The sequence below is a fragment of the Flavobacterium denitrificans DSM 15936 genome (assembly GCF_000425445.1).
GTDB classification, from domain to species: Bacteria; Bacteroidota; Bacteroidia; order Flavobacteriales; family Flavobacteriaceae; genus Flavobacterium; species Flavobacterium denitrificans.
In genome coordinates this window covers 38161-63847 of the sequence record NZ_AUDL01000004.1, presented here as the reverse complement: position 1 = coordinate 63847, position 25687 = coordinate 38161, and the positions used below count along the sequence as shown (strand labels likewise).

The 25687-nt window shown below is 34.0% G+C and carries 23 protein-coding genes, 1 tRNA gene and 1 pseudogene; 14 read left to right on the top strand and 11 right to left on the bottom strand.

Annotation, left to right across the window (positions count from 1 at the left end):
* The first annotated feature begins 68 nt into the window (after window positions 1–68).
* The 3 genes and pseudogenes from H600_RS22820 to H600_RS23145 all read left to right on the top strand — a co-directional run.
* Window positions 69–293 carry a hypothetical protein gene (locus H600_RS22820; protein WP_157509857.1) on the top strand — a complete coding sequence of 75 codons (225 nt, stop codon included), beginning with the start codon at window positions 69–71 and terminating at the stop codon, window positions 291–293.
* A gap of 149 nt (window positions 294–442) precedes the next feature.
* Window positions 443–613 carry a hypothetical protein gene (locus H600_RS22815; protein ID WP_157509856.1) on the top strand — a complete coding sequence of 57 codons (171 nt, stop codon included), beginning with the start codon at window positions 443–445 and terminating at the stop codon, window positions 611–613.
* A gap of 68 nt (window positions 614–681) precedes the next feature.
* Window positions 682–1668 (top strand): annotated as a pseudogene (locus H600_RS23145) (recombinase family protein); the annotation flags it as partial.
* Between the two features lie 526 nt (window positions 1669–2194).
* Here the strand turns inward: H600_RS23145 and H600_RS0100280 are convergent.
* A tRNA-Leu gene (locus H600_RS0100280) sits at window positions 2195–2276 on the bottom strand.
* Window positions 2277–2386: 110 nt separating this feature from the next.
* Between H600_RS0100280 and H600_RS0100275 the strand changes: the two genes are divergently transcribed.
* The 6 genes from H600_RS0100275 to H600_RS22420 all read left to right on the top strand — a co-directional run bounded on the left by H600_RS0100275 (window position 2387) and on the right by H600_RS22420 (window position 8910).
* Window positions 2387–3775 (top strand): dipeptidase, encoded by a 1389-nt coding sequence (locus H600_RS0100275; RefSeq protein ID WP_026726912.1) that lies wholly within the window; start codon window positions 2387–2389, stop codon window positions 3773–3775.
* 203 nt (window positions 3776–3978) lie between these two features.
* Window positions 3979–4689 (top strand): energy transducer TonB, encoded by a 711-nt coding sequence (locus H600_RS22430; protein ID WP_051234331.1) that lies wholly within the window; start codon window positions 3979–3981, stop codon window positions 4687–4689.
* 100 nt (window positions 4690–4789) lie between these two features.
* The gene (locus tag H600_RS0100265) at window positions 4790–5212 is read left to right on the top strand and encodes a toxin-antitoxin system YwqK family antitoxin (protein ID WP_035108207.1); all 423 of its coding nucleotides are present in this window, start codon (window positions 4790–4792) and stop codon (window positions 5210–5212) included.
* Window positions 5213–5278: 66 nt separating this feature from the next.
* Window positions 5279–5650: a BlaI/MecI/CopY family transcriptional regulator gene (locus H600_RS0100260; RefSeq protein WP_026726910.1), complete on the top strand. Its 372-nt coding sequence runs from the start codon at window positions 5279–5281 to the stop codon at window positions 5648–5650.
* A complete protein-coding gene (locus H600_RS22425) occupies window positions 5647–7065 on the top strand; it encodes an N-acetylmuramoyl-L-alanine amidase (protein WP_051234330.1) in 1419 nt (472 codons plus the stop codon). The genes H600_RS0100260 and H600_RS22425 overlap by 4 nt, the downstream gene beginning before the upstream one ends.
* Before the next feature lie 93 nt (window positions 7066–7158).
* Complete coding sequence (locus H600_RS22420) at window positions 7159–8910, top strand: M56 family metallopeptidase (protein ID WP_051234329.1); 1752 nt, start codon at window positions 7159–7161, stop codon at window positions 8908–8910.
* A 146-nt stretch (window positions 8911–9056) separates the two neighbouring features.
* Here the strand turns inward: H600_RS22420 and H600_RS0100245 are convergent, their stop codons facing one another.
* On the bottom strand, window positions 9057–10421 hold the full coding sequence (locus H600_RS0100245; RefSeq protein ID WP_026726909.1) for a saccharopine dehydrogenase family protein: 1365 nt from the start codon (window positions 10419–10421) through the stop codon (window positions 9057–9059).
* 191 nt (window positions 10422–10612) lie between these two features.
* On the opposite strand from H600_RS0100245, the gene H600_RS0100240 reads away from it, so the two are divergent.
* Window positions 10613–10999, top strand: a complete 387-nt coding sequence (locus tag H600_RS0100240) for a DUF423 domain-containing protein (RefSeq protein WP_026726908.1) — start codon at window positions 10613–10615, stop codon at window positions 10997–10999.
* Between the two features lie 300 nt (window positions 11000–11299).
* A complete protein-coding gene (gene pckA / locus H600_RS0100235; RefSeq protein WP_026726907.1) occupies window positions 11300–12904 on the top strand; it encodes a phosphoenolpyruvate carboxykinase (ATP) in 1605 nt (534 codons plus the stop codon).
* A 131-nt stretch (window positions 12905–13035) separates the two neighbouring features.
* On the opposite strand, the gene H600_RS0100230 is transcribed toward pckA, so the two are convergent.
* Window positions 13036–14094, bottom strand: a complete 1059-nt coding sequence (locus tag H600_RS0100230) for a phytase (protein WP_026726906.1) — start codon at window positions 14092–14094, stop codon at window positions 13036–13038.
* A 73-nt stretch (window positions 14095–14167) separates the two neighbouring features.
* Window positions 14168–16978: a TonB-dependent receptor gene (locus tag H600_RS0100225; protein WP_026726905.1), complete on the bottom strand. Its 2811-nt coding sequence runs from the start codon at window positions 16976–16978 to the stop codon at window positions 14168–14170.
* A gap of 235 nt (window positions 16979–17213) precedes the next feature.
* On the opposite strand from H600_RS0100225, the gene H600_RS0100220 reads away from it, so the two are divergent.
* Window positions 17214–18314, top strand: a complete 1101-nt coding sequence (locus H600_RS0100220; protein ID WP_026726904.1) for a DUF4407 domain-containing protein — start codon at window positions 17214–17216, stop codon at window positions 18312–18314.
* A gap of 144 nt (window positions 18315–18458) precedes the next feature.
* On the opposite strand, the gene H600_RS0100215 is transcribed toward H600_RS0100220, so the two are convergent.
* From H600_RS0100215 to ruvC, 6 genes are all read right to left on the bottom strand, one after another.
* A complete protein-coding gene (locus H600_RS0100215) occupies window positions 18459–19175 on the bottom strand; it encodes a PH domain-containing protein (protein WP_026726903.1) in 717 nt (238 codons plus the stop codon).
* A 106-nt stretch (window positions 19176–19281) separates the two neighbouring features.
* Window positions 19282–19650, bottom strand: coding sequence for an MmcQ/YjbR family DNA-binding protein (locus H600_RS0100210; protein ID WP_026726902.1), 369 nt, complete (start codon window positions 19648–19650; stop codon window positions 19282–19284).
* An 83-nt stretch (window positions 19651–19733) separates the two neighbouring features.
* On the bottom strand, window positions 19734–20132 hold the full coding sequence (locus tag H600_RS0100205) for a GNAT family N-acetyltransferase (protein ID WP_026726901.1): 399 nt from the start codon (window positions 20130–20132) through the stop codon (window positions 19734–19736).
* A gap of 175 nt (window positions 20133–20307) precedes the next feature.
* Window positions 20308–21075 carry a cyclase family protein gene (locus H600_RS0100200; RefSeq protein ID WP_026726900.1) on the bottom strand — a complete coding sequence of 256 codons (768 nt, stop codon included), beginning with the start codon at window positions 21073–21075 and terminating at the stop codon, window positions 20308–20310.
* 79 nt (window positions 21076–21154) lie between these two features.
* Window positions 21155–22291, bottom strand: a complete 1137-nt coding sequence (hemW, locus tag H600_RS0100195; RefSeq protein WP_026726899.1) for a radical SAM family heme chaperone HemW — start codon at window positions 22289–22291, stop codon at window positions 21155–21157.
* A gap of 106 nt (window positions 22292–22397) precedes the next feature.
* Complete coding sequence (ruvC, locus tag H600_RS0100190; RefSeq protein ID WP_026726898.1) at window positions 22398–22952, bottom strand: crossover junction endodeoxyribonuclease RuvC; 555 nt, start codon at window positions 22950–22952, stop codon at window positions 22398–22400.
* Between the two features lie 92 nt (window positions 22953–23044).
* Here ruvC and H600_RS0100185 point away from each other — a divergent pair, with 92 nt between their 5' ends.
* Both H600_RS0100185 and H600_RS0100180 read left to right on the top strand, forming a co-directional pair.
* Window positions 23045–23989, top strand: a complete 945-nt coding sequence (locus tag H600_RS0100185; protein WP_026726897.1) for a lysylphosphatidylglycerol synthase transmembrane domain-containing protein — start codon at window positions 23045–23047, stop codon at window positions 23987–23989.
* Window positions 23986–25089, top strand: coding sequence for a glycosyltransferase family 2 protein (locus H600_RS0100180; RefSeq protein WP_026726896.1), 1104 nt, complete (start codon window positions 23986–23988; stop codon window positions 25087–25089). Before H600_RS0100185 ends, H600_RS0100180 begins: the two co-directional genes overlap by 4 nt.
* A 106-nt stretch (window positions 25090–25195) precedes the next feature.
* Here H600_RS0100180 and H600_RS0100175 read toward each other — a convergent pair whose 3' ends face one another.
* Window positions 25196–25681 carry a hypothetical protein gene (locus H600_RS0100175; RefSeq protein ID WP_026726895.1) on the bottom strand — a complete coding sequence of 162 codons (486 nt, stop codon included), beginning with the start codon at window positions 25679–25681 and terminating at the stop codon, window positions 25196–25198.
* Between the last annotated feature and the right edge of the window lie 6 nt (window positions 25682–25687).

The window sequence follows — 25687 nt, the reverse complement described above, 5'->3', positions numbered from 1 at the left end:
ATTACTATCTTATTTATGCTAAAAGGGATAACAGATGGTTTAAGATTGTCTCAAAAAAGGAAAGTACTATGCGTAATAATAGAATTAAAATTAATACTGATTATAAATTTTCGCTTCACTCAATTTGGAACGAAAAAATTATGATAGGCGGTATAAACGTTTCACCATCGCAAACTCCTCATGTTACTTGTTTGGGCTTTGACGAGAAAACAACGATTTGTATTGAAAGAGACTCTATTAACGATTTGTTTAGCTCTAAAAATCTTAAAGGATTAAATTATATAAAAATATAATACCAATGCAAAATCTGGAAAATTTATCCTAATAAATTTATCGCTTAAACCGGACATCGACTGCCAAAGAATCACTCTGTCTACCGCTTTTATACAATTGAAATAAATGCTTCCGAGCTTCGCATCACTTAACAAGCTAAGCGAGGTGAATGATGAAGGATAATACAACAGATGAAATAAGCCCAGAAAAAGCAAAACTGGTTTTAGGTGAAGATGGGATAGATGTTACAATTGATGAAGCTAAAATTATATTAGATTTTCTTTACTTAATAAGTGAAATAGTTGTTGATCAATATTTAAATCTGAATGATTCTTTGTAATTTTGTAGCTATAATATTGTTAAACAGACGTTTAACTTACGAGTTTAGCAGACTTAAATTTTGGAATCATGAAAATAGCAGATTTATATATCAGGGTAAGTACCGATGAGCAGGCGGATAAAGGTTATTCACAACGAGACCAGGAAGAGCGTTTACGTAAATATTGTGAAATTAATAATTTACAAGTACGTAAAGTAATCTACGAAGATCATTCGGCTAAGACTTTTAAAAGGCCTTCGTGGAGTACATTGCTGTTAGAATTACGAAAACATAAGGGGAAATCTGACCTGATACTATTTACGAAATGGGACAGATTTAGCAGAAATGCGGGCGACGCTTACCAAATGATAAGTACGTTACGCAGGCTGGGTGTTGAACCACAAGCTGTCGAACAGCCTTTAGACCTTTCCATACCTGAAAACAAAATGATGCTCGCGTTTTACCTCGCTGCTCCGGAAGTGGAAAACGACCGTAGAGCATTAAATGTTTTCCATGGAATGCGCAGGGCTAAAAAGGAAGGCCGCTACATGGGATTGGCGCCATTAGGATATACTAATAAGGTTTCAGAAGATGGCAAAAAATACATTGCCATTAAAGAAGATGAAGCCAAAATTATGAAATGGGCATTTACAGAGCTTGGCCGTGGAAACTTAAATACGGAACAGATATGGAAAACTGTGAGAGAAAAAGGCTTAAAATCTAGCAAAAGTAATTTTTGGCATACGATTAGAAATCCAATGTATTGTGGTAAAATATTTATTCCAAAACATAAAGATGAAGAAAGCTATATGGCGCCTGGTCAGCATGAACCTTTAATATCTGAAGAACTATATTATGATGTTCAGGATATTTTAGACGGCCGAAAAAAAATAATGAGAACTAAAATATTTGTAGATAGCCACCTGCCTTTAAGAGGGTTCTTACTTTGTCCTGAATGTGGAAAATTATTAACAGGAAGTGCCTCAAAAGGCCGTAGCCAATATTATCGTTATTATCATTGTACATCATCGTGCGGAGTAAGGTTTAAAGCTGAATTAGTAAACGAAATTATTGTTGATGAAATTAAAAGGTATGTCAGACCCTTACCAGCATTGAGATTGTATAGAGATACAATTTCATCGGTTTTTAAAAGTAGAATGCAAGGACAAAACTCACGAGTTCTAGAATTAAAAGCACAGTTAGAAGATGCAAATAATCGATTATCCAAAGCACGTGATTTGCTTCTTTCCGGAGATATCGAAGCTGATGACTATCGGACAATAAAAGCTGATATAGATAAAAAAATACTTAGAAGTGAGGCTGAATTAACCGGTAAGTTAGTCCCAGCTGTCAATGTAGAGCCGCTTCTAGAACTTGCAAGTTCAAATATTTCTCACCTTGATAATTTATACGAAAATGGTACTGTTATACAGCAAAGAAAAATAATTGGTTCGATGTTCCCTGAAAAATTAATATATGACGGATTTAGCTTTCGAACCACGCGTGTTAATGAAGCTTTGGCTCTTATGATATTGATAAACAAGAAGTTATGTTCTAAAAAAAAAGGGACAAGTCAATCATTTGATGACTTGTCCCAAGAGGTGCGGATAATAGGACTCGAACCTACACGCCTTGCGGCACCAGATCCTAAGTCTGGCACGTCTACCAATTTCGCCATATCCGCGGTAATTGTGGGTGCAAAGATAAGCATACTTTCGAATATTCAAAGAAAAATTTCAAAAAAATTATTAATTCTCTTTTTCGTACTTTTGGGTTTCTATAAAAATAATTTAAATGGAAAATATTAAGTCCTACGTTCAACAACATAAAGATCGGTTTATCAATGAATTGATCGAATTATTAAAGATTCCGTCGGTTTCTGCCGACACTGCATATTCGCAAGATGTTATTGACACAGCAGAGGCTGTAAAAGAAAGTTTATCAAAAGCAGGATGTGATTTTGTCGAAACTTGCGACACTCCAGGTTACCCAATTATCTACGGAGAGAAAATAATAGATCCAAATCTTCCAACAGTTTTAGTTTACGGACACTACGATGTTCAACCGCCAGATCCATTAGAATTGTGGACTTCACCACCTTTTGAACCGGTTATCAAAACTACAGATATTCACCCTGACGGTGCAATTTTCGCTCGTGGAGCATGTGACGATAAAGGTCAGATGTACATGCACGTAAAAGCGCTTGAATTAATGGTACAAAGCAACACTTTGCCTTGCAACGTAAAATTCATGATCGAAGGTGAGGAAGAAGTAGGTTCCGCAAGTTTGGCTTGGTTCGTAGAACGCAATCAAGAAAAACTGAAAAACGACGTGATCTTGATTTCTGATACCGGAATGATTTCGAACCAACAACCATCTATCACTACTGGTTTAAGAGGTTTGAGTTATGTTGAGGTTGAAGTTACAGGTCCAAACCGTGATTTGCATTCAGGATTGTACGGTGGAGCAGTGGCGAACCCAATTAATATTTTGGCAAAAATGATTGCTTCGCTTCACGACGAAAACAATCATATTACGATTCCAGGATTCTACGATAAAGTTCAGGAATTATCTGCAGATGAAAGAGCCGAAATGGCAAAAGCACCTTTTAGTTTAGAAAAATATAAAAATGCTTTAAACATCGCTGATGTTTACGGTGAAAAAGGATATGTAACCAACGAAAGAAACTCCATCCGTCCAACATTAGACGTAAACGGAATCTGGGGCGGTTATACTGGAGAAGGCGCAAAAACAGTTATTGCGAGCAAGGCTTTCGCTAAAATCTCAATGCGTTTGGTTCCAAATCAGGATTGGGAAGAGATTACAGAACTTTTCACAAAGCATTTTACAAGCATTGCTCCAGCTGGAGTTACGGTAAAAGTTAATCCGCATCACGGAGGTCAAGGTTATGTAACGCCAATTGACAGCATAGGGTATCAAGCAGCAAACAAAGCGTATACAGAAACTTTTGGTGTTCCTGCCATTCCAGTTCGTTCTGGAGGAAGTATTCCAATTGTGGCTTTGTTTGAGAAGGAATTAAAAAGCAAAACGATTTTAATGGGATTTGGTTTAGACAGCGATGCAATTCACTCGCCAAACGAGCATTTCGGAATCTTTAATTACTTGAAAGGAATTGAAACTATTCCGTTGTTTTACAAGTATTTTGTGGAATTGAGTAAATAAGTTTTTTTGCCACGAAGGCACTAAGATACTAAGTTTTAAGGTTTAGATACTTTGTCAAAGTTTTGAACTTTGACAAAGTTAGCCTCAATATAAATCCGTTCAGCAATGAGCGGATTTTTTTTGTTTCTAACTATTTGGAATTTAATTATTTGAATTTCAATTTAATTGTTATTTTTATCAGGAAATATCTAAAAAATACCACGATGCTCCCAAAATCAGATTTAGTTTTTAAGACGAAAATAGTTTTGAGTTTTGCTCTTATTTTGCTTTTCACTGCTATAACTAACGCGCAGGAAGCAAAGTCAAAGCCTACTTCGGAGGAAGCACAAAAAATGCGAAATGACATCGAAGCCTATTATGCGAATACTACTTTTAAAATTAAAAATTACGAAGGAGCTTTTGTTGCAGAAAAGAAATTTACTGCTCTTAACGAAATAGAAAGAATAGCGGTTCTAAAAGTATTTTTTGAAAACAGGAAATTATCTAAAGAAGAAATTGCCGAAAAACTTAAAAAAATCGGACCAGAAACGGAAGAAATTACGCTGCCTAAGATTAATAAAAGTAATGAAATAAAGCCCCAAAACGGCTATTATCTGACATCAGATTTAACCGAAAAACCAACTTATCCCGGAGGAATGCAGGAGTTTTATAAATTTTGTGGTCATTTTTATAAAGTGCCTTCAACGCCTACGGGAATTGTGATAAAAGGAACTATACGCGTTACTTTTATAGTACAAAAAGATGGCTCACTAACCGATATGCAAGTTGTAAAAGATCTTGGCTACGGTACAGGTGAAGAGGCTTTGAGAGTACTACGATTGTCCCAAAAATGGATACCTGGAAAGCTAAACGGCCAAGTAGTAGCCGCTAAATTTCATCTTCCAATTTCTATTCAAGAGCCTGATAAAGAATAAATAATATCTTAATTGAATAAAAATTTTGCCATAAAAGTTGTATGTTTGATTTTTATTTCTACATTTGTAGAACAGCATCTATAAATGTAGAATTCAAAATATGAAAAATCTTTTTTTGTTATTTTTTTGCGGATTTATGCTTTTGAGCTGCAAGAGCAAACCAATAAATCAAAAAATTGATCATAAAAAAGAAGGTGTTTGGATTGATAATTATACACAAGACGGCACTGTTTACAAATCGTATGAATATTACAAACACGATGTTCCGGTTAAAAAATGGAAATCGTATATCAACGGGAAACTTTATAAAACGGAGAAATATAAAAACGGAATTTGCATTGTCAAAAGTTATTACGAAAACGGAAAACTAGAATCAAAAGGGAAAACAAAATTAGAAACAAATTCGGTTGAAACGCATTGGTTTTATTTTGGGGAATGGAAATTCTACTCGGATAATGGAAAATTAAAAAGCATCAAAAATTACGACAAAGGCAATTTAATCTCAGAACAAAAAATAAAATAGATTACAGTTTTTTATTTCATCTGTGAAAAAAACTTAGCATCTCAGAACCTTAGAACTTTAAAAAATATGCAATTATCAAACGCAGAAGAACAATTAATGGAGCATTTATGGAAGCTTGAAAAAGCATTCATGAAAGATTTGCTTGAAGCTTATCCAGAACCAAAACCGGCAACAACAACTGTTGCAACATTGCTAAAGCGAATGATCGACAAAAAATTTGTTGCTTACAATGAATTCGGAAATTCGAGAGAATATTATCCCTTGGTGAAGAAAACAGATTATTTTTCGAAACACGTAAAAGGATTGATCAGCAATTTCTTCAATAATTCGGCATCACAATTTGCTTCATTTTTTACAACTGAAACAAATCTATCAGCGTCAGAATTAGAAGATCTTAAGAAAATAATTGACTCGGAAATTCAAAAGAAGAAAAAATGACCGACTTTTTAATTAAATCGACAATTAGCTTAAGTGTTCTTTTGGCTGTTTATCATTTGTTCTTGCAAAAAGAAAAAATGTTTCGCTTCAATAGATACTTTTTATTAGTCAGTTTGTTGTTTTCAATAGCGGTTCCTTTTGCATCTTTTGAAATTCAACACGATATTCCTGTTGCGTTAAAGAATGCAATTCGGTTTCAGGCTATAACGCCGGGCACTTTTCCGATTGAAGAAAAAGTGACAAGTAAAAGTATAGCAGAACAAATTAATTATTGGATTGTTCTTTTATGGATCATTTATATTGCTATTGCTTTACTGTTAAGCTATCGATTTATTCAAAATATTTATACCATCACGTCTAAGATAAAAGTATCTAAAATCGTAATGTATCAAAACATACGAATGGTTTTGCTTTCAGAAAAAACGTTGCCATACTCTTTTTGGAATTCCATTTACATCAATCAAAATGATTTTGAAAATGGGCTAATTGAGCAAGAATTATTTACGCATGAGATTGCTCATGTAAAGCAAAAACATACTCGCGATGTAATTTTTATAGAAATTTTGAAAACATTATTTTGGTTCAATCCTGTTTTTGTTTTTTACAAAAAAGCCATTCAGCTTAATCATGAGTTTTTGGCAGATGAAAATGTGATAACAGCACATAATGATGTTTACTTATATCAAAACCTGTTGCTCAACAAATTAAGTAGCTCTCAGCCAATTTATTTGACTAGTAATTTAAATTTTTTATCAACTAAAAAACGACTTATCATGATGACAAAAATCACTTCAAAAACAAGAGCTTTAGTAATACAGTCTTTAGCTGTTTTAGGTCTTTTAACAATCTTTTTATTGTTTGCTTTCAAGCCATTGCCATTGAGCGGAAAAAAAACTATCGTAATTGATGCCGGACACGGAGGAGAAGATACTGGAGCGCAAATTGGTGCCGAGCAAGAAAAGAAAATTGTAGCAAATATTGCGAATAAAATTAATGCACTGAATGGCGAAGATAATGTTGAAATTATTTTGCTTAGAAAAGACGATAGCTTTATTCAATTAAGCGAAAGAGTATCGAAAATTAACCAAATAAACCCAAGTTTAGTAATTTCTTTACATGTAAATAGTTCACAAAATGTGAATGAAAATGGAGTAAATGCATATGTATCAAAACAAAATGCTTTTTATGAAAAATCGAAGGAAAGCGCTAAAAATTTAGTCGATAAAATCTCAGATCAAAAACTTGCTAAAGGAGAGGTTAAAGATGCAAACTATTATGTGCTTAAAAATTCAAAATGTCCCGCATTGTTAGTAGAAATTGGCTTTTTATCAAATGATAACGACAGAGCTTATTTGACCAGCGAAAATGGGCAAAATGAAATTGCAAATAAAATAGTTGAATTCATAAAAATATAAATGCCTGCTAAGGCAATTGATGAAGATAAATGCATTTTAATATTTCTTAATTCAGTTAAATAGTAGATTTTAAAACCTCAAAAAATAAAAAAAATGACCGACTTTCTATATAAATCAGCTTTGAGTTTGTTCGTGCTTTTGGTTATTTATCATTTGGTTTTAGAGAAACAGAAAATGCACAAGTTCAATAGGTTTTACTTGCTGTTTAGCCTTGTGTTTTCTTTTATTCTGCCTTTTGTAACGATTGAAATCGCATCGGAAGAAAACACTGTGCAGACGTACAAATATATGATGCAGAATGTTCCTATTCAGTCAACCGTTGTTGCTCAATCTTTTGATTATAGAATGTTGTCATTATGGGGTTTATATGGATTGATAACAATGATTTTGCTCTTTCGTTTTGTGCGAAATATTTTGAAGATTGTTTCAGAAATAAAATCCAATACGACTGTTCCGTTTAAAAATGCCAATTTGGTTTTGTTGGAAGAACAAACGTCTCCACACACTTTTCTGAATTACATTTTTTTAAACAATACGGATTATCAAAACCGAAAAATTGAAGAGGAATTGTATGTGCATGAGCTGATTCATGTAACACAAAAACATACTTTGGATATATTGTTGGTTGAGGTGCTAAAAACAATTTTCTGGTTCAATCCGCTTTTTATTTTCTATAAAAAAGCCATGCAGCTCAATCATGAATTTCTTGCCGATGAAAATGTGGTGACTTCTTTTAACGATGTACCGTTTTATCAAAATCTATTGCTTGAGCATGCGAACACAAATCCAATTTCTGGATTGACTAGTAATTTAAACTATTCAGTAACAAAAAAAAGATTTATTATGATGACAAAATCAGTTTCAAAAACAAAAATATTTTTTTCTAAGATTGCGCTTATCCCTTTATTCTTAGGACTTGTTTTCTTTATTTGCGGGGAAAGTATAGCGCAGAAAATTTCGGCAGCTAATGATATTTATGCGAATAATCAAATTGCAGAAAGTAGCTCAAATTCCGGTTGGAAAGTTGGCGTGGAAAAAAATGAAGATATAGTAGAAAAATTGCCAGAAATAATGACAAGCTTTGGTTATAATCTGGAAGGAATGAAGGTAAATCAGCCTGCATTGCAAAGTGCAATGTTGAAATTATCACATTATGTTCAAAATAATTATAAAAGCCCTAATGGAATTGATAAAAAGGATGAAGTTGCAAGTATTTCATTTCTGTTCAAAAAAGATGGAAGCCTTGAGGATGTAAAAGTGATTAATGGCAAAGAAACAGAAGCGACATCAGAATTGCTTCGTATTTTAAAATCAAGTCCAAAATTTCAGCCATCATCAAGTTATGGTAAAGCCGATTGGAAATCGGTTCCTATAAAAATGGATTTCTGGCCAATGAATCCCGAGGAAGTGAAAAACGAAGCAGTTCGAATTGAAACTCAAAAAACTCCAGAAAAAGAAAATCCTGCAGTTGTTGATGGAATTGAAAAACAGCCAGAGTATCCAGGCGGTATATTGGAGTTTTATAAGTTTGTAGGTAAAAATTTCAAAACGCCAGCCGAAGCTAAGATTGAAGGAAAAGTGCTTTTGGAATTTATGATTGAAAAAGATGGCTCGCTTTCAGAATTTAAAATAGTAAAAGATTTAGGATTTGGAATAGGAGATGAGGCAATTCGTGTACTAAAACTATCGCCAAAATGGAATCCTGGCCTTGCAAATGGAAAACCAGTGCGTGTGCAGTATAATTTGCCTATAACAATTCAAAATGAAGATGCAGCAAAAAAAGCGGAGGTAATTAAAGCATCATATCCTAAGGTTAATTTTGAACCAAGTATTTTTGGAAATTAAAAAAAATTTAGGATTAACAAAGATTGAAAATCTCTGAATCATTGTCAATTTGCACCTTAAAAAGAAAAAATCCGCTTCTTGCATCAGAGAAGCGGATAAAATAAACTAAAAAAAAAATTCTAAAAAATAAAAATCAAAAAACGGGACTAAAACAAGTCCGGGTTGTATCCAAAATAAGGCACAGTTTGTTCGTTAAAAATAACGCCGTACTCTTCTAATTCATTTAATATTGGTTCGTAAACTTCTTTTTTTATCGGAAGCTGAACGCCAGGAGTTGTGATTTTTCCGTTAAGAATCAGCAATGTTGCCATTGCAACCGGAAGTCCAACTGTTTTTGCCATTGCAGTATAAGTTTGATCGTCGCCAATGCAGACCATTTTCGAATCGATTTGCTTCTTTTCGCCATTGCACTCGTAACCAAATTTATGGTACATCACGATCATATCTTTGTCGTCTGGTTCTAGTGCCCAGCTATCTGTCAGGATTTTTTCTAAAATTTGGGCAGGAGTTGCATTTGGCAAATTCACTTTTTTGTTTGGATTGAATAAATCCAATTCCAAAAGTTTGTCCCACATGATATCGTCCTGATCAATTTTTAAAATAAATCTGGTTTTGATTTCCACAGAATCTGTTGGATGATAGGGCAAAAACGAATTTATAAATTGGCGATAGCTCATGTTTTCAGAATCTTCAATGACATAACTGTCATCCGTCATTCCGAGTTGTACAAACATGTTCCAAGCTTTTGAAAAACCAACTCTCCGTATAGTTCCTCGGTATAGAGTTAAAATATCATCAAGTCCGTAAACTGATCTGTATTTAAGGGAATCTCGGTTTGAATAGGCTTCAAATTTTCCGTAACCTTCCACTTCTAAGAATTCCGTTCTACGAAACAAAGCGCTGTATGGAATATATTTATAAGTTCCTTCCTGGATAAATTTTGCTGCGCCTCCTTGACCTGCTAAAACCACATTTCGAGGTGCCCAAGTGAATTTGTAATTCCACAGATTATTATCAGATTCGGGTGCTACAAGGCCGCCGCAGAAAGATTCAAACAAAAGCATTTTGCCCCCTTTTGATCTAATTTCATCAATCACTTTCATGGCGCTCATGTGGTCGATTCCGGGATCAAGACCAATTTCGTTCATGAAAATCAGATTGTTTTGCTTCGCTTCTTCATCAAGTGCCTGCATTGCATCACTAATATAAGATGCTGTAACAAGATGTTTTTTAAAGTGAAGACAATCTTTTGCAATTTCGATATGCAAATGTGCTGGAAGCATTGAAATGACAATAGAAGCTTTTTCAATTGCCGATTTTCGTGCTTCAGCATTAAAAATATCTAAAGCAATTGGAGTTGCATTTGGGTGTTTCTGTGTCTTTTTTTCGGCCAAAGCCAAAGACAAGTCCGCCACAATCAAATGTAGGTTCTCACTCTCTGATTTTGAAAGTAGATAACGAATCAATGACGACGCTGAGCGGCCCGCTCCAAAAATTAATATGCTTCTCATGTTTTATATTTATAACACAAATATATTAAAATGTTATAATTATAACAATATAGAATAAAAAAAAATGCAATTTATTTTTGAAATAAGTTAAAAGATGAATTTTTCAGTTTCTGCGCTTTTTTTGGGAAAAAGCAAACGGTTTTTTCTAATTGTATTGAGTATTTTTGTGGGGTAATTAGAAAAACAAAAACATGAAAAGAACAATAGTTTTGACGGGAGCTTTTATCGGAATGTTAGCTATTATTTTAGGCGCTTTTGGAGCTCATTTGCTAAAAAAATATTTATCTGTAGAAGAGCTGAATACTTTTGAAGTTGGAGTTCGTTATCAAATGTATCATGCTTTCTTTTTGTTTTTCGTTTCGACTCGAAAAGACATTTCCGAGAAAACCTTGAAAACCATTTATAATCTGGTTGTGGCGGGCGTAGTTCTTTTTAGTGGTTCGATTTATTTATTGTCTACAAAAAACTTCACTTTATTCGATTTTAAATTTATAGGATTCGCAACACCTTTAGGCGGAATGCTATTAATTATTGCTTGGTTGACCTTATTTGTTACTATTTTGAGGCAAAAATCATAAAATCCCGAATAAAAAATTCTATCTAAAAATTAATATTTAATTTTGTCTCATAAATAACATATAATCGTATTTGTGTGAATTTATTTTGTTTTTCACTTTAAAAAGAGAAAAATATAACAAATTGACGCAAAAGGTTATAAGATAACAAATTAGAAGCTCTTATTTTTTTATTTTATTGAATTTAAAGTTCAAATTTTGCTTTTTTGACATAAATTAAAGTGAAATTGAAATATTTTTAAAGGATTTACAATAAATCTGTAATTTTGCATTCTATCAAACATCACACACAACTTAAAATTTATGGACACTAACACACTTTTCTCGCAATCGATTTCGTTAAAAGAATTAGGAATTGAAAATGCTAAAGTTCGCTATCAATTATCCCCAGATGAATTGCATGCCATTACTTTACAATCAGGCCAGGGTGTCGAAAGCTCAACAGGAGCATTGGCTATTAATACAGGTGAATTTACAGGACGTTCTCCACAAGATCGTTTTATTGTAAAAGATGCGATTACAGAAGATAAAGTTTGGTGGGGAAATGTAAATATTCCTTTTGCACCAGAAGCTTTTGAAAAACTATATAATAAGGTAACAAATTTTTTATCAGACAAAGAAGTTTTTGTTCGTGATTCATACGTTTGTTCTGATGCAAACTATAGACTAAATGTTCGTGTTGTAACCGAAACGGCTTGGTCAAACTTGTTTTGCTACAATATGTTTTTAAGACCAGAAGAGTCTGAATTGGCAAACTTTACTCCAGAATGGACAGTAGTTTGCGCGCCAAGTTTCATGGCAGATCCTGCTGTTGACGGAACGCGTCAGTCTAACTTCGCAATTTTGGATTTTACTAAAAAAATCGCACTTATTGGCGGAACGGGTTACACAGGTGAAATGAAAAAAGGAATTTTCTCTGCGTTGAATTTCATCTTGCCAGTTTTCAAAAATACACTTCCAATGCACTGTAGTGCGAATGTTGGAAAAAATGGAGATACTGCGATTTTCTTCGGATTATCTGGAACAGGGAAAACAACTTTATCTGCAGATCCAGAGCGTAAATTAATTGGAGACGACGAACACGGATGGACAAGCGAAAATTCAGTTTTCAACTTTGAAGGCGGTTGTTATGCGAAAGTAATCAACCTTTCTGAAGAGAATGAACCAGACATTTACAGAGCAATCAAAAAAGGTGCGCTTTTAGAAAATGTGGTTTTCAAAGCAGGAACTAACGAAGTGGATTATGATGATGTTTCGATCACTCAAAACACGCGTGTAAGTTACCCAATAACACATATTGATAATATTCAGCCGGGATCAATTGGACACAATCCTAAAAATATCTTTTTCTTGACGGCAGATTCTTTCGGAATTTTGCCTCCAATTTCAAGATTAACTCCAGGTCAGGCGGCTTACCATTTTATTTCTGGATATACTGCAAAAGTTGCTGGAACTGAAGCTGGTGTAACAGAACCACAGCCAAATTTCTCTGCTTGTTTTGGAGCGCCTTTCATGCCTTTGCATCCAACAAAATATGCTGAAATGTTAAGCAAAAAAATGAAAGATGCAGGAGTAAAAGTTTGGTTGATCAATACAGGTTGGACAGGCGGTCCTTACGGAACTGGAAGCCGAATGAAACTAAAATATACTCGTGCTATGATTACTGCGGCATTAAACGGAGAACTGGATAATGTAGAGTACAAAGATCACGCTGTATTTGGAATTGCAAAACCACAATCTTGTCCAAATGTTCCAGAGGAAATTTTAAATCCAAGAAATACTTGGGCAGATAAAGATTTATACGATAAAAAAGCGTTAGAATTAGCTCAGAAATTCAAAGCTAATTTTGCCAAATTTGAAGAATTTGCAAATGCTGAAATTTTAGCAGGAGCACCGATTACAGAATAAAGGGGCAATTACTAATTCAAAATTAAAAAAGCTGTTCGTTATGAACAGCTTTTTTGTTTGTTTCCAATCGTAGCAAAAAAATAAAATAAACACTGAAAAGGGCGCTGCGACTGAAAACGGTGACTGAATGCCTATTTTTTAGCTTCGTCAATACGTTTTTGAATCAAATCCCAAGCGTAATAGTGGAAAGTCATTCCGTTGCTCATCGCTACAAAAAGTCCGTTTTTATATTTTCCACCTAAATTTACATTTGTAACATCGGCACCGTCGCATTCAATTGTAGAAGTTGGAATTTCTGCTAATAAAGAATAGCTATTTGGATTTCCTTTTGAGCCTTCTCTCGGATAAACCATAAAAGAATTTGCTTGCTGATTTGAAACTAAAATATATCCGGTCGAATCTGTTTTCTTGTAGATTGCAATTCCTTCATGATCTGCTTTGAAATCTTTTTGACCAAAAAGAGCCAATTCTTTATTGTCGTTTAAAGCTGGATCTGCTTTGTATTTTCTGATTCCGAATTGTTCATCACAGTAGTAAACCGATCCTAATTCATTGTCTACAGCAATTGCTTCAATTTCTTTTTTGCCGCTGTAAGCTCCGAATTTACGAACTACTTTTGCAGTGGCATTTTTTCCAGAACCAGAAAGTTCATATTGCCATAAATAACTTCCTGAAGGTCCCGTTTTTCTTCCAACAACAGCAAAAATCTTTCCATCACTTGGGCGTGTGTATAAAGCAATTCCCATTGGGTCACGTTGCGCTTCACCTTCAAAAACTGAAATTCCGCCATTATCAATTGGTTCTAAATCAGGTAAGCTGAAAATTCGGATTTTATTTTCTTCACGCTCTGTCGTTACAGCAACGTCTACTTTTTTTCCGTCGATAATTAATCCGTAAGCGATATCAACATTGTTTGGACGTTTTAACGGAATTGATTTTTTAAGGATTTTTCCATTCAAATCAAAAGCATATAATCCGCCGTCTGTGTCTTTATCAGTTCCAACGATTATACTTTTTGAAGCGTCAGTTGGGTGAATCCATATTGATGGGTCATCTGTATCGTGAGGCAAAGCTTGCGTAACAGTTGTTGGTTTAACTGCATTTGGCTGAATTGGCGCTAATTTGTCGTCTTTACAAGCAGTAAAGGACACCGCTAAAAGTAAAAGAGCAACTAGAGATTTATTTTTCATTGGTATGATATTTTAATGCAATTAGACAGAGTCGTTAAACTCTGTCTAATTTAAGAATTTTAAAAAACAGATTTTACAAGTCTAGTTTCAATCCGAAATTGTAACGCGCTTGGTAATACTCAGCTTGTTTTGTGTTTGTTTCAACGCCTTGGTAGTAACGCAAAGGCTGATTTGTTAAGTTATTTGCTTCTGCAAAAACACGAAGTTTTGGCGTGATTTTATAAGAAGCATTTGCATCTAAGAAAAATTGCTTGTCATAAAAACTGTCTTTATAAGATTCTGATCCTAATTCATCTAAATAATCAGATGTGAAGTTGGTTGAAACCCTCGCAGAAAAACGTTTGTTTTCCCAAGATAAAGATCCGTTGAACATGTGTGGCGCTGTACCAGGAAGACTGATATCATTTCTTTCATTTCCATCTTCATCAGAAATTCCTTTTGCTTTAGATTTTGTATAAGTATAGTTCAAATAAATACCGAAACCTTTTAAGAAAGCACCTGGCAAGAAATCTAATTGACGTTGAAAAGCAACCTCAAAACCATAAACGTCTACTGTATCTCCGTTTCTAGATTGTAAAAATGACCAGTTTTCTCCTTCTGGAATTGGATTAATTTGGTTAGGGAAATCTGCAGCAAATTTTTCAGTTGTATATTGATTGTCGCTATAATTATAGATGAAATCATGTAATTTTTTGTAGAAAACACCTCCAGAAATCAAACCAACAGATTTGAAATAATTCTCGGCCATGAAATCATAATTGTATGCATATGTTGCGTCAAGATCTGGATTTCCAGCTGTGATTTCCTTGTCAGCAGCAATGTTGTTTACGTATGGAGCTAATGCGTAATAGTTAGGACGCGCCAAGGCAGTTGTAGCAGCAGCTCTTAAAACTAAATCTTTAGTAGCGTTGTATTGAAATGAAATACTTGGCAATAAATTAGTATAAGTGTTTTTTGTATTGATTTGGCTTTCTAATTCTTCCTCATCCAAAACTCTATTTCCAGTATAATCAATATGAGTATTTTCAACACGGAAACCTAAAACCATAGAAAGTTTATCGTTAAAATCCTGATCCCATCTTACATAAGCTGCGTAGATGCTTTCTTTCGCATTGTAGTTTACAGCTAAATATTCTGCTGGATCAGCCTCCTTGTCAAATAAAGTAGAGTTGTTTAAATCCAAACCTCCTAAAAATGCTGCCGAAGCAAAAGTTCCCGGTACATATTTGCTTCCTGGATTGAAGTTTTTACCATCAAAATAAGAAGTTGGAACTTCAGATAATAATTCCATTCCGTCATTAATTGGTTCATAAGAATAGAACGAGTTGTTTCTTTCTTTCTCTTTCAAACGAAGTCTCAAACCTGTTCTCAATCTTCCTTTTTCTCCAGCAATTACAGAGAAAGGAAAACGGATATTTACTTTTGCTCCAAATTCACTTTCGCTTGTTTCATCTGTATTTTCAGTAACCGAATCAAATTTGAATTCGTCTGTAGATTCGCCAACTGTAGTCATCAAAGGAAATCTTGGATCAGATAAATCTTCCATCATTTCCAAACCTTTTTGACGGTATTCGATATAACGTTCTTGCGGACGATATTCTCTCGCCTTTGCATAATTAGCAGACCAATCCAAATCTAAAGTTGAATTGATTAAATGCTCTCCGCGAAGTGAATAATTTTGCACGCGCTGATCTTCTAATCTTCTGTTTTTGTTTCTGTTGTTGTCAACGCCACCTTTTGTCTGGCGTTTTACACGACCTTCAAAACCAGTGATTTCTTCGCCGTTGTAAATTGGCTCAATATCATCATAAGTAGTTCTGAAACGATTCTCACGATCATCTCTCCAGTTGTAGATTGCATTTGCAAAAATGGTATTGTTTTCGTCAAATTTATAATCTAAAGCAATAGAACCGCTTCGGCGAATACGTTGAACATCATATTTTCTGATTTCTGAAGCTTGCAGATATTCATTTCCGAAATCATCTTTTACCCATTCGTTTTCAATATTGTCAGATCCGTAATCTACATTATTATAAGAACCGCTGAAAACTGCTCCAAGTTTGTTGTCGAAAAAACGATTTCCGTAAACTAAGCCTGCAGTATAAGAAGCATGCTCACGAATTGGTAAATATCCTCCGGCAAGCGTTGCAGAAATTCTTTCGCCGTTTGGAGTTGCTCTCGTAATCAAGTTTACAGAACCTCCAATCGCATCAGCATCCATATCTGATGTAAGTGTTTTGTTTACTTCGATAGTCGAAATCATATCAGACGGAATCAAGTCCATTTGTACGTTTCTGTTATCTCCTTCCGCAGATGGAATTCGGTCGCCATTTAAAGTAACCGAGTTCAATGAAGGCGCAAGACCTCTAATAATGATGTTACGTGCTTCACCTTGATCATTTTGCATGGTGATACCCGGAACACGTTTTAAAGCGTCTCCAACATTGGCGTCAGGAAAACGCCCAACTTGGTCAGACGAAATTACGTTTCCAATGTTTTTGTTGTTTTTTTGCTGATTCAGCGCTTTGGCTTGACCTTTTAAAATGTCTCCAACCACAACTTCATTCAATTCAGTTCCTGAAGTTTTTAGGGCGAAATCAATTACATTGTTTTTTCCTTGTTCAACTGTTATTTCTTTTGTGATAGATGTGTATCCAATATATTTTACTTCAACTTTATAAGTTCCTGTATTTACATTTAATAATTCGAAACGGCCATTATAATCTGAAACCGTGTATTTGTTTTCACCTACGATTTGGATCATCGCTCCAGGCAAAGGAAGTTTGTCGTCAATATCTAATACTTTTCCAGAAATTATTCCTTTTTGGGCATAACCGGAAAAGGCTAAAAGCATAAAAGTTACTAATAAATAAATTTGTTTCATTGTGTTTTAGTTTAATTTCCTGCGAAACTAGAACCTTAATGTTATTTAAAAACTTGAAAAAAATTAACATAGTGTTATGATTAGTCCAATAAAAAGCAAACTTATTAATGTTAAAGTAACACTTGTTAATTTGAAATAATTTAAAGCGCAAATGAAAACAAATCAACTATTTAACTCATAATTAAATTTTTGGCGTTAAATTTGTTCTCTCAATCACAATCAAAAATCATCAATCATGTTAAAACAATTTTTTATCCTATGTTCAGGAGTCGACCGAGATCTCTTGAAAGATTGTTCAGAAGGCGAACAAACCAAATATGTTGGAATTGGCGCCACTGTATTTTTTACTGCTGTAATGGCATTTTTAGCGAGTGCTTATGCACTTTTTACTGTTTTCGATTCTATTTATCCCGCCTTGATTTTTGGATTTGTTTGGAGTTTGCTGATTTTTAATCTGGACCGATTTATCGTTTCTACGATTAAAAAGAGAGATCGTTTTATCGATGAATTCCTGCAAGCGACACCTCGAATTGCTTTGGCAATTATTATTGCGATTGTAATTTCAAAACCTTTGGAAATTAAAATCTTCGAAAAAGAAATCAATACCGTTTTATTGAAAGAGAAAAACGAAATGGAATTGGCCAATAAAAAACAAATTGGAACTTATTTCAAAACGGATTTAGATAAGAATAAAGCTGAGATTGCTGCTTTAAAAGCTGATATTGTAAAGAAAGAAAAAGAAGTGAACGCTTTATATTCTACTTATATTACAGAAGCCGAAGGAACTGCGGGAACTAAGAAATTAGGAAAAGGTCCAGTTTACAAAGAAAAGCGAGAAAAACACGACGCATCTTTAAAAGAATACGAAGCCTTAAAAACAACAAACGAAGCAAAAATTGCTGAGAAAGAGAAAATCGGGAAACAACTGCAAGCTGATTTAGACAAAAAAGTTTCGCAAACCCAGCCAATCATTGAAGGTTTCGACGGATTAATGGCGCGTATCAACGCATTGAACAAATTGCCGTGGTTGCCGTCATTTTTCATTATGCTATTGTTTTTAGCAATTGAAACCTCTCCAATTATCGCCAAATTATTAGCACCAAAAGGCGAATTCGATTTCAAACAAGAAGAAGCTGAAACTGCAATGAAAGCGACTTTGGCACAAAATAAATACCAACGCGATTTACTAGTAAAAACCAGCGCCGAAATGCACGACAGAGTGTATGCTGATATCGCTGAAGATAAAGGCCTTTTCGACTTGCAACGTAAAAATGCAAAAGAATTGCTGGAACTACAATCGCATAAATTTGTAGAAAAGCAAAAAGCTACGCTATAGTCGAAAGTTGGAAAGTCAAAAGTCATAAAGTCGAATTACAGACTTAAAAATCAAAAGCCAGAATAGAATTTCTATTTCTGGCTTTTGATTTTAGACAAAGCAAAAAGACTTTACGACTTTCGACTTTTGACTTTAAGACTAATTTTACATATAACTTAAAATCTCTTTTTTATAAGCATCATATTCTCCTTGCATAATCAATCCATTATCAAGAAGTTTTTTGTAATTCTGTAATTTGTCAAAAAGTTCTTCTTTAGACAAATCACTTAATTTGCGCTCTCCTGCTGGTTGTGTAGGTTGCGTTGGAAGCGGTTCGTAAGTTTCTGTAACGACTGGCGTTGCAGGCAAAATTTCTGCGAAGCTTGTCACTTCTTCTGTTTCTACTTCTTCAACTTCATCTTCGTCTTCAAAAACAGGTTCTTCTACTTGAACAGCTTCTTGAACAGGAGTTCCAGCTTGAACCGGATTTTTCAATAAATCCAATTGCTCTTTAGCGTAAGTATAAATTTTTCTAGCCTGAATTTTTGGGATATAATCGATAGAAACAGCTAAATCTGTTTTTGTTCCAAATGAAAACTCAGAACCTAAAATATTTTCTTTTACAAAAGTGCTTGCAATATCGTCCCAAGTATAATCGGTGAAATCCATAGAAAGACCTAAATTTTTAGGCTTGCAAATAATAATACGTTTATTCGTTAATACAATGCTGTCAGGAAAAACAGTAATCGCAGGCTTTTTTTGCACTGCAATGTATCCAACTTCTTCGCCTTTCATTAATAAATCTGTAAGTTTCGAAGTGATTTTTTCAATCGCTTTTGGATCTTGTTCTTCGTTCAGAAATTTTTTAAATTGTTCTTTCATTTTTTTAAAGGTTGTAAGTTGCTAAGCTACTAAGCAGCTGAGTTTTTTCTTTCGTTGCAAATGTAATGCCTAATTTTCTAATTGCTCCGCCTGTTCGGTAAAAATTTTACCTCGAGTCAGTTATTTCATTTTGAATTTTCTTTGTTAAGCTTTTGAAAACCAATTCGTACGAATGATCTATGAGTTCTTTCACAAATTTATCAGGCAAGTTTCCGTTTAAAGCAATCGTATTCCAATGTACTTTGCTCATATGAAAGCCTGGTTTTATTTCGTCGTATTCGGCGCGGAGTTCTTCGGCTCGGTCCGGATCACATTTTAAATTCACCGAAGCTTCATTTTTTTCCCATTGAGAAAGAGAAGACAAAGCAAACATTTTACCGCCTACTTTAAAAACCAAAGTATCTTCATCAAAAGGAAAATGTTCGCTCACTCCTTTTTTTGAAAGGCAATATTCGTAATAGGTTTCCAAATTCATATTATAAAAGTTATGATTTAACACGAATTGCACAAATTTCACTAATTGGATTGTTTCGTGCCAATTAGTGAAATTAGTGTTTGTTATATTATTTTTTCCATCATCTTTTGAGGATGATTCAGTTTTGTAAATCCGAATTTCTCATATAAAAAATGAGCATCAGTGGTTGCCAATCGCCAGATTTTGACTTCCTGCAATTGCGGTTCTTTCATCATCGCTTCAATTAGAATTGACGAATAACCTTTTCCGCGATGTTCTTCTGTAATAAAAACGTCCATTAAATAAGCGAAAACCACATAATCGGTGATTACGCGGGCGAAACCAATTTGTTTGTCATTCAAATAAATTCCAAAACAAACCGAAGCATCAATTGTACGCTGGACTTCCTCAATAGTTCTTCCCGCAGCCCAATAAATATCTTTCAGGAAGTTTTGTATAAACGGAACGTCTAATTTTGTTTTATCAGTTGAAACATTAATCATAGTTTGTTATTGTTTTGCCACGAATTACACGAATTGACACCAATTTATTTTTTGCCACAGATTAAAGTATTAAAAATGATTAAATCTGTGTAAATCTTTTTATCCCGATAGCTATCAGGAGTGGCAAAACAAAAAAAGAAATTTGCGAAAATTATTGTAATTCGTGGCGATCGAATTAAATTTTATATAAAATTGGCTTGCTCGGACTTGCATCATTTTCAAACGAAGCGATTTGAAGATTTAGTATATAATTTCCATCTTCAATTTCGTCTGGTACATAAATCATTTCGGTGATTGTTGCATTCAATCGGGCATCAGCATTCAGATTATGCGTGTCTTTTACATTCCAAAAAGCTTTGTGTGCTAATAATTTCCCTTCGTCATGTTCTTTATCAACGCTTGGTAAATCGATCAGTAAATGCTGAATTTCGCTTTCGCGGATGAAAATTGCAGCGTCTTCAGACAAATAAGGCGGATTGGTATTGGAATATTTTCGTGATTTTTTTTCCTTTTGATTGGGAAGCGTTCTGATGATTAAAGCTTCTTTAGGAATTCCTAATTTTAATGTGGCATTAAGCGCGGTCAAGATATTTTCTAAAGTAATTACCAAATCTTCACCAATTATTTCTGGTGTAACCGAAATCAATTCAGCAAAAAAGAAAAACTGTTTTAAAGACTGATTAATGCTATAAAAATCATTCGTAATATGTCCCAAACATTCCGTATGCGTTCCATGCCCGTGCGGATTGAAGAAAATATTATTGAAATTCGTAGATGATTTTCCTTCAGAAACTTTTCCAATCCAATCGCCAAAAACTACAGGTTCAATAGATGGTTTCTCGATATACCAAGCAATCGGGTTTTCATCTGTATTGGTTAATGGAATAGAGATATCGATAGGTTTTGATAAGTCGATTTCGAAGTTGTTGATTTTTGCTAACACAAATTTGGATTTTATGCCGCAAAGACGCTAAGTCACAAAGTTTAATAAATTTGCGCCTTTGTGCCTTCGTGGCTAATTTTTATTCATCCAAATTTAGATAAAATAAATCTGAAGCAATTCCATCCGTTAAAAATTTTCCTTTTGGAGTTGGTTTTAGAATGTTGTTTTCGATGGAAAGGAAATCGTCGCTTAAGAATTTTTGAGCTTGTTTTTTCAGATAATCCAAATATTCCGATCCGAATTCATTTTCAATTCTATCTAAAGAAACGCCCCAAATGGTTCGTAAACCCGTCATAATATATTCATTATAACGATCTGAAATAGTTAAAACTTCAGTTTCAATAGGAAGTTCATGGTTTTGAATTGCTTTTAAGTAAAGCGAATTATTCGCAATATTCCAACCTCGTTTTTTGCCGTCGTAACTATGTGCCGAAGGCCCAATTCCAATATATTTTTTACCCAGCCAGTAAGCCGAATTGTTTTTAGAGAAATAATTTTCTTTCCCAAAATTGGATAATTCGTAATGAATAAAACCATTTTTCTGAAGCATTTCAACCAAAATCATAAAGTGATTAGAAGCGACTTCATCTTGTGGTGCAGCAATTTTTCCGGTTTGGATTAATTTGCTCAAAGCCGTTTTAGGTTCAACCGTTAGAGCGTAACTTGAAATATGCGGAATGCCAAAATCTAAAGCCGTTTGAATATTTTGTCGCCACATTTCGTCGGTCATTCCTGGAATTCCATAAATCAAATCAAGCGAAATATTATCAAAATATTTTGTTGCTTCTTCCAAACATTTTTTGGCATCCGCCGAATTATGAGCACGATTCATCATCTTCAAATCCTCTTCATAGAAAGACTGAATTCCAATACTTAAACGGTTTATCGGACTTTTCGATAATTCTAAAATTCGTTCAGAAGACAAATCATCCGGATTGGCTTCAAGCGTAATTTCTGGATTTTCGACAACTTTATAGTTTTTATAAACCTCAGAAATTAAAAAATTGATTTCGTCATTTGGCAGAACAGAAGGAGTTCCTCCACCAAAATAGATGGTTTCAACAGTTTCAGTATCAAATTCACTTTTGCGCACAGCAATTTCTTTAGCTAATGCCAAAACCATTTCGTCTTTCTTTTTCATTGAAGTAGAAAAATGAAAATCGCAATAGTGACAAGCCTGTCTGCAAAAAGGAATATGGAGGTAGATACCGCTCATTTTTTTAATTAGATAATTAGTCAAATAGAAAATGTGTCAATTTGATAATTAGAAAATTCTATAGACAACGAAATAAATTCTCTAATTATCAAATTGGCACATTGCCTCATTTTTTCACTCGATCTTCATTTTGTTTTACAAAAGCGTCCCAACCCGAATAACTTTTTCCGGCAACAACTTTCCCCGAATTAAAATGATGGCAAACCGCAGCAGCTAAACCATCTGTTGAATCTAGGTTTTTGGGTAATTCTTTTAAGCCTAAAAGTTGTTGCAGCATTTTAGCAACTTGTTCTTTACTGGCATTTCCGTTTCCGGTAATTGCCATTTTAATCTTTTTAGGTTCGTATTCTGTAATCGGGATTCCTCTAGAAAGGCCTGCTGCCATAGCAACTCCTTGCGCACGGCCAAGTTTTAGCATTGATTGCACGTTTTTGCCAAAGAAAGGGGCTTCGATCGCAATTTCATCTGGACAATGCGTTTCAATTAACTCGATAGTTCTTTCAAAAATGATCTTTAGTTTTTGGTAATGATTATCGTATTTGGAAAGTTGCAATTCATTTAACTGCAGAAATTCCATTTTTTTATTGGTTACTTTAATCAGTCCAAAACCCATAATTGTGGTTCCAGGGTCAATGCCTAATATGATGCGTTCTTTTGTCAAGAGAGTTTTTGTTTCAAGTTTAAGGTTTGAAGTTTAGAAAAATTGCCACATTTTCTAATTTTCTAATTGCCACATTTGATTACTTTTGCGGCATGATTTCAATTCCTCACAAAGCTAAGCAATTCCTAGTTCTTCTGGCCAAACTTTTGATCGTTGGCGGCGCATTTTATTTTATTTACAATCAGCTGGCTAACAACGACAAATTAGACTGGCAGAAGTTTATTGTTTTGTTTAAGAAAAACCAATCGGTTTTAGGAATTTCGTTTATTTTGCTTTTGAGTGTTTTGAATCGCTATTTTGAGATTTTGAAATGGCAGAATTTGGCTCAGGTAATTCATAGAATCTCGGTTTATGAATCTACGAAACAAGTTTTGGCTGCATTGACGGCTGGAATTTTTACACCAAATGGAGTGGGAGAGTATGCGGGAAAAGCATTGTATTACCCAAAAGCAGATGCCAAAAAAGTAGTTTTCCTAAACTTAATCTGCAACGGAATCCAGATGATTTTGACCATTCTTTTTGGAATCTTTGGACTTCTTTATTTCAATGCGCAATTTAATGTGATTACAACCAAAACTGTTTTGATTCTTTTTGGCGGATTTGTTTTGATTTTGATTGTATTATTTTCCATAAAAAAGATAAAAATTAAAGGCTATTCGATTGAAAAACTGATTCACAAAATCAATGAAATTCCGAAAGAAGTTCATCAAAAAAACATCTTTTTAGGAATTTGCCGTTATTTGGTTTTTTCACACCAGTATTATTTTCTGTTTTTAGGTTTTGATGTCGATCTGCCGTATTTGACTTTAATGGCAGCCATAACGTCGGTTTATTTTTTGGCGTCTTCGTTGCCAACTTTTCAATTTTTAGATTTTGCTGTAAAAGGAAGTGTCGCAATTTATTTCTTTGGAATTCTGGGCGTAAACGAATGGATTGTCATTTTTATAAGCACTTTAATGTGGTTTTTAAATGTCGTTTTACCGGTAGTTTTAGGAAGTTATTTTGTACTGAATTTTAAAACCAAAACTGTAGAATGATTTTTACGTTATTTTCCATATTAGCAATTTATGTTTTTAGCATCAGTTTGCTTGTTTATGGATTTTATAATGTCAAAAAATATCAGAAAACAGGAATAAAACCGAAGACGAGTTTTACTATAATTGTGCCTTTCAGAAATGAAGAAGAAAATCTTCCGAATCTCTTAAATAGTTTTTCAAAACTAAATTATCCACAAAATTTATTCGAAGTAATTTTGGTCGATGATTCTTCAAGTGAAAAGTTTCAATCATCAATTGTTAATTATCAATTATCAATTATAGACAATATTCGTATTTCAAATTCTCCTAAAAAAGATGCGATTTCAACAGCAATGCAGCATGTAAAAACCGATTGGGTTACTACAACCGATGCTGATTGTATTGTTCCAGAAAACTGGCTTTTGACATTTGATAATTACATTCAGGAAAATAAAGTTTCAATGTTGGCGGGTGCTGTAACATATAACTGCGAAAACTCGTTTCTAGATCATTTTCAGCAATTGGATTTAACGAGTCTTCAAGGCGCCACAATTGGAAGTTTCGGTATCAATAAAGGTTTTATGTGTAACGGAGCCAATTTTGCCTACACAAAATCATTGTTTGAAAATTTAAATGGCTTTGAAGGAAATAATAAAATAGCCAGTGGAGATGATGTTTTTTTACTTCAAAAAACAATTGAAAAATTCCCAAATCAAGTTCACTATTTAAAAGCAAAGGATGCAATTGTAATTACAAAACCAACCGAAAACTGGAAAGCATTATTTCATCAAAGAGTACGCTGGGCGGCAAAAACTAGTTCGTATAAAAGTATTTTTGGTAAATTCTTAGGCTTGGTTGTTTTTTTGGGAAATCTGAGTTTTGCAATTGGATTTTTCCTGCTTCTTTTCGGAATTTGGTCGTATCCGATTTTTGTGATTTTTGCTTTTTATAAGTTTGCAATTGATTTCGTTTTGCTTTCAATTACCAATAAATTTTTGACACAAACAAAAATCAAAAGCCTTTTGCTGAGCAGTCTGCTATATCCTTTTTTTAGTTCGGCTGTGGCTTTGTATAGTTTGTTTGGTTCTTATGAATGGAAAGATCGACAATTCAAAAAGTAAATTCTTTTGAAAACGACTGCCCTAGCCCTGATGGAAGCGGCATCCTTTTGTGGTGGGGTTCACCACAAAAGATACAGTGGACAGCAGGAATAGCTCCTAAAATAAACTATTTTTCTTCTTTAGCTTTTAAAATTACTGGAAGAATAAATTGTGTTTTTACGGGAATTCCTCGCTTTATTGCTGGATTTACTTTTGGAAAATCAATCAGGCGTGCATGCAAAATACTGTCGACTTTGATGGTGTCATAAGCAACAGAATCTTTAGGAAATTGAGGCTCGAATTTCATTTTTGAATTCGGGAAAACAGTCACTTTTACCTGAATGGTGTCGAGTTCAGGATACAAAATCGACAGACTATCGATTTGAAGTTTTTCTTGGATAAGTTGGGCCATTACATCAAAGAAACATTTTTGGCGTTGTTTTTCATCCGCAATACTTTCACATTCTGTAACGGTAGGATATTCGTCAACTTCTTTCCAATTAATAGATTTTAGTTCTTTTTGAAGTAATTCTTTTTCAGACGGTACCTTCTTCTCAAAATATTGACAAGAGTTTAAAAGTAGGAAAGCTAAAAAAAAGAAAAACTGCTTCAAGATTTT

What these genes read in the sequence shown, in the direction of transcription:
- H600_RS0100220 (WP_026726904.1), top strand. Translation starts at nt 17,214, where the DNA reads ATGTTAAAACAATTTTTTATCCTATGTTCAGGAGTCGACCGAGATCTC.
- hemW (WP_026726899.1), bottom strand. Translation starts at nt 22,291, where the DNA reads ATGAGCGGTATCTACCTCCATATTCCTTTTTGCAGACAGGCTTGTCAC.
- H600_RS0100180 (WP_026726896.1), top strand. Translation starts at nt 23,986, where the DNA reads ATGATTTTTACGTTATTTTCCATATTAGCAATTTATGTTTTTAGCATC.
- H600_RS22430 (WP_051234331.1), top strand. Translation starts at nt 3,979, where the DNA reads ATGCTCCCAAAATCAGATTTAGTTTTTAAGACGAAAATAGTTTTGAGT.
- H600_RS22420 (WP_051234329.1), top strand. Translation starts at nt 7,159, where the DNA reads ATGACCGACTTTCTATATAAATCAGCTTTGAGTTTGTTCGTGCTTTTG.
- H600_RS0100260 (WP_026726910.1), top strand. Translation starts at nt 5,279, where the DNA reads ATGCAATTATCAAACGCAGAAGAACAATTAATGGAGCATTTATGGAAG.
- H600_RS0100225 (WP_026726905.1), bottom strand. Translation starts at nt 16,978, where the DNA reads ATGAAACAAATTTATTTATTAGTAACTTTTATGCTTTTAGCCTTTTCC.
- H600_RS0100275 (WP_026726912.1), top strand. Translation starts at nt 2,387, where the DNA reads ATGGAAAATATTAAGTCCTACGTTCAACAACATAAAGATCGGTTTATC.
- H600_RS22425 (WP_051234330.1), top strand. Translation starts at nt 5,647, where the DNA reads ATGACCGACTTTTTAATTAAATCGACAATTAGCTTAAGTGTTCTTTTG.
- H600_RS22815 (WP_157509856.1), top strand. Translation starts at nt 443, where the DNA reads ATGATGAAGGATAATACAACAGATGAAATAAGCCCAGAAAAAGCAAAA.
- H600_RS0100185 (WP_026726897.1), top strand. Translation starts at nt 23,045, where the DNA reads ATGATTTCAATTCCTCACAAAGCTAAGCAATTCCTAGTTCTTCTGGCC.
- H600_RS0100205 (WP_026726901.1), bottom strand. Translation starts at nt 20,132, where the DNA reads ATGATTAATGTTTCAACTGATAAAACAAAATTAGACGTTCCGTTTATA.
- H600_RS0100230 (WP_026726906.1), bottom strand. Translation starts at nt 14,094, where the DNA reads ATGAAAAATAAATCTCTAGTTGCTCTTTTACTTTTAGCGGTGTCCTTT.
- H600_RS0100210 (WP_026726902.1), bottom strand. Translation starts at nt 19,650, where the DNA reads ATGAATTTGGAAACCTATTACGAATATTGCCTTTCAAAAAAAGGAGTG.
- H600_RS0100240 (WP_026726908.1), top strand. Translation starts at nt 10,613, where the DNA reads ATGAAAAGAACAATAGTTTTGACGGGAGCTTTTATCGGAATGTTAGCT.
- H600_RS0100245 (WP_026726909.1), bottom strand. Translation starts at nt 10,421, where the DNA reads ATGAGAAGCATATTAATTTTTGGAGCGGGCCGCTCAGCGTCGTCATTG.
- H600_RS22820 (WP_157509857.1), top strand. Translation starts at nt 69, where the DNA reads ATGCGTAATAATAGAATTAAAATTAATACTGATTATAAATTTTCGCTT.
- pckA (WP_026726907.1), top strand. Translation starts at nt 11,300, where the DNA reads ATGGACACTAACACACTTTTCTCGCAATCGATTTCGTTAAAAGAATTA.
- H600_RS0100215 (WP_026726903.1), bottom strand. Translation starts at nt 19,175, where the DNA reads ATGAAAGAACAATTTAAAAAATTTCTGAACGAAGAACAAGATCCAAAA.
- H600_RS0100265 (WP_035108207.1), top strand. Translation starts at nt 4,790, where the DNA reads ATGAAAAATCTTTTTTTGTTATTTTTTTGCGGATTTATGCTTTTGAGC.